This window comes from Aquabacterium sp., from assembly GCF_004297345.1.
Classification (GTDB): Bacteria; Pseudomonadota; Gammaproteobacteria; order Burkholderiales; family Burkholderiaceae_C; genus Aquabacterium.
Map to the genome: position 1 here is coordinate 1 of NZ_SCTN01000281.1, position 2500 is coordinate 2500.

Sequence of the window (2500 nt, forward strand, 5' to 3'; positions counted from 1 at the left end):
CCGCAGAGCAAGGCCAACCATCCGGCACCAGTGGTGAGCACGCCCGGCGCAATCGCCCTCGCCTGGACTTCTCCCATCTGCAGCCACTTGGGGCCGGCCGTGAACAGAAAGCCGCTGAAGAACAGGGGCATGAAGCCTAAGCTCATCACCACGGGATGCACAAAGGTGGAAGGCACCGCCGTTGCCAGGGAAGGCCACGCGCCCGATCTGGCCAGCATCTCCACCCACCACCACAGTGCGGCGGCAGACATCACACAGGCTGCGGTGAAAAAACTCAACCTGTGCGGCGCTGCCAGCAAGGTTGAAAAGCGCCAGGGCCTGGGGCCTTCAGCTGGCTGCATGGTGCGCTCCTGCCGAACGGGACGCCTTGCCACCGGTCGGCCAACGTGGTGGCCCCACGGCATCCAGCGTGTTCTTCAACAGCAGGCCGAATTCGGTATCGCCCTCCATCACCATGAGGCGATCGAAGAACAGGGTATCCGGGTCGTCTCGGCCTTGCAGCAAGCGCCAGTAAATCGGCGCGCTGGCCTTCAAGCGCAACACCACAGGCTGGCCGCCTGATGCAGGCACCAGCCCTCGCGGCCCCGCCATCAAGCGAAACACCAGGCCCAAATCATCCACACACAACTCAACCACACGGCCAGACAGCGCCTTTTGCGTCTCGCCATCGACCAGGGGCCACCACAAGCGGTTGAGCGCCTGAGCCGCCACCAGCGAAGGCGGCCACGACGGCAGGCGAGACACGATCTGACGCAGCCACGCGGGCACGGGAAGGGACTGATGGACGTTCATGATGTGACCCACTCCAGCCCCGCACGCTGGGGCCTTGCATACCCGTTGGACAAGGGCCCAGGCAGGCCCAGCTCGTTCAATATATTGATGGCTGCTTGTGCGCTTGCGCCACCATTCATCACGCCATCAAACTGGCGCACGACCTCGGGAAAACCTCGCGATACCGGAGACAAGCGCAAACGCGTGACGCCAGACTGAACCAGCGCGGCCTTGTCACCCAGCAGGCACTGCACCGAACCCGACTGCGTCTGGATGCCGTTGATGGCCAGAAAGTCCTGCCCCTCACGCGTGCGCAGCACCAGGCCATCAGGGTCATCCAGGCATCGGAAGCCGCATGTGTCTTTCTGCAGATGGTGATGGCGAGCCGTGAAGCAACGTGCCGACAAGGCCAAAGGCATGCGCCCGAAGGCAAACACTTCAGAAGGCACCAGAGAGCCCGGCGGATTGACCTGCCCAACAGCTTGCAAAGACAGCTCGACTGGGGCTACCCAGCGCCTCGCACCCAAGGCGATGTACTCGGCCAAGGCCGGCGCGCTGTACACATTGACGTGCAAGCCGATCACCCAAGGCGCATGCCCGGCCAGCAGGCGCACGGCAGCGGCATCATTGGCCTCCAGCATGAAATCGCCCTGCTCGGCCAATCGCCGCAAGGTGCGCAACTCGGCCTCGGTTTCAATCAAGGCTTGCGTGCCGATCACCACTTCCTTGCCCGCTTGTTGCAGATCGCGCGCCAGATCCAGCCAGTCCTCAGGCTTGAGTTCATGGCGGCGCGAGCACACCACCTCACCCAGGCACACGCTGGTAGCAGGTGAATCGGCCACATCGGCGTAGAAGTCGATCAGCGCCTGCCTGGACCAGTAGTACTGCACTGGTCCCACACTCAGGTCAAACATGTTTGTCCTCTAACGGGCTGAGAGCCCTTGTTGCCAATGACTATTGCCAAGGGCGCGAGTAGGCACCCAATGTATGTTGCTGCCCTTCTGCCAGGCGGCCCAGGGTGCTGGTCCATGCCGGATGCACCTTGTAGCGATCCGGCGCAGCCATGCAAGCATCAATGGCCTGGCGCCAGGTGCGCGTCACCTGCTCGACATAAGCGGCACTGCGCTGGCGCCCTTCGATCTTGATGGCAGACACGCCCGCCTTCATCAACTCAGGCAGGATGGCCAGCGTGTTCAAGCTGGTAGGCTCCTCCAAGGCGTAACCCACATCGCCATCCACGTCGAAGCGCCCCTTGCACAAAGTGGGATACCCGCGTGATTCATCTGCTTCGAACCGATCGATCAGGATGCCACCCAGGCGCGCATCCACTGCATCGCCTTGCGTGTCCCAACGCACAGCGGAAGGTGGCGAGCACACGCCTGCTGTATTGGGGGCCTGGCCCGTTGCGTAAGACGACAAGGCACAACGCCCCTCCACCATCACGCACAAGCTACCAAAGCCGAACACTTCGATTTCGACATTCGTGTGGCGAATCACATGCGCCACTTGGGACATGGTCAGCACCCGAGGCAGCACGGCGCGCTGGACGCCATAGCGCTCTCGGTAGAACTCGATGGCCTCGTAGTTGGTGGCAGATGCCTGCACAGACAAGTGCAACCTCAGATCAGGATGGTGCCGCTGGCTGTAGGCCATCACCGCCGGATCGGCCAGGATGATGGCGTTCACGCCCAGATCGGCCGCCATGTCCACCGCATTGAACCAGCGCCTG

The 2500-nt window shown here is 62.6% G+C and carries 4 protein-coding genes; all 4 read right to left on the minus strand.

The window, feature by feature from the left end:
• Positions 1–341: NnrS family protein (locus EPO09_RS09775; RefSeq protein WP_290642590.1), on the minus strand; the 341-nt coding region annotated here is incomplete at its 3' end.
• The gene (locus EPO09_RS09780; RefSeq protein WP_290642591.1) at positions 328–792 is read right to left on the minus strand and encodes an SCP2 sterol-binding domain-containing protein; all 465 of its coding nucleotides are present in this window, start codon (positions 790–792) and stop codon (positions 328–330) included. The genes EPO09_RS09775 and EPO09_RS09780, both read right to left, overlap by 14 nt.
• Positions 789–1685: a U32 family peptidase gene (locus tag EPO09_RS09785; RefSeq protein ID WP_290642593.1), complete on the minus strand. Its 897-nt coding sequence runs from the start codon at positions 1683–1685 to the stop codon at positions 789–791. Before EPO09_RS09785 ends, EPO09_RS09780 begins: the two co-directional genes overlap by 4 nt.
• Positions 1686–1725: 40 nt before the next feature.
• The coding region (locus EPO09_RS09790; protein ID WP_290642595.1) for a peptidase U32 family protein at positions 1726–2500 on the minus strand (775 nt) is incomplete at its 5' end.

What these genes read in the sequence shown, in the direction of transcription:
- EPO09_RS09780 (WP_290642591.1), bottom strand. Translation starts at nt 792, where the DNA reads ATGAACGTCCATCAGTCCCTTCCCGTGCCCGCGTGGCTGCGTCAGATC.
- EPO09_RS09785 (WP_290642593.1), bottom strand. Translation starts at nt 1,685, where the DNA reads ATGTTTGACCTGAGTGTGGGACCAGTGCAGTACTACTGGTCCAGGCAG.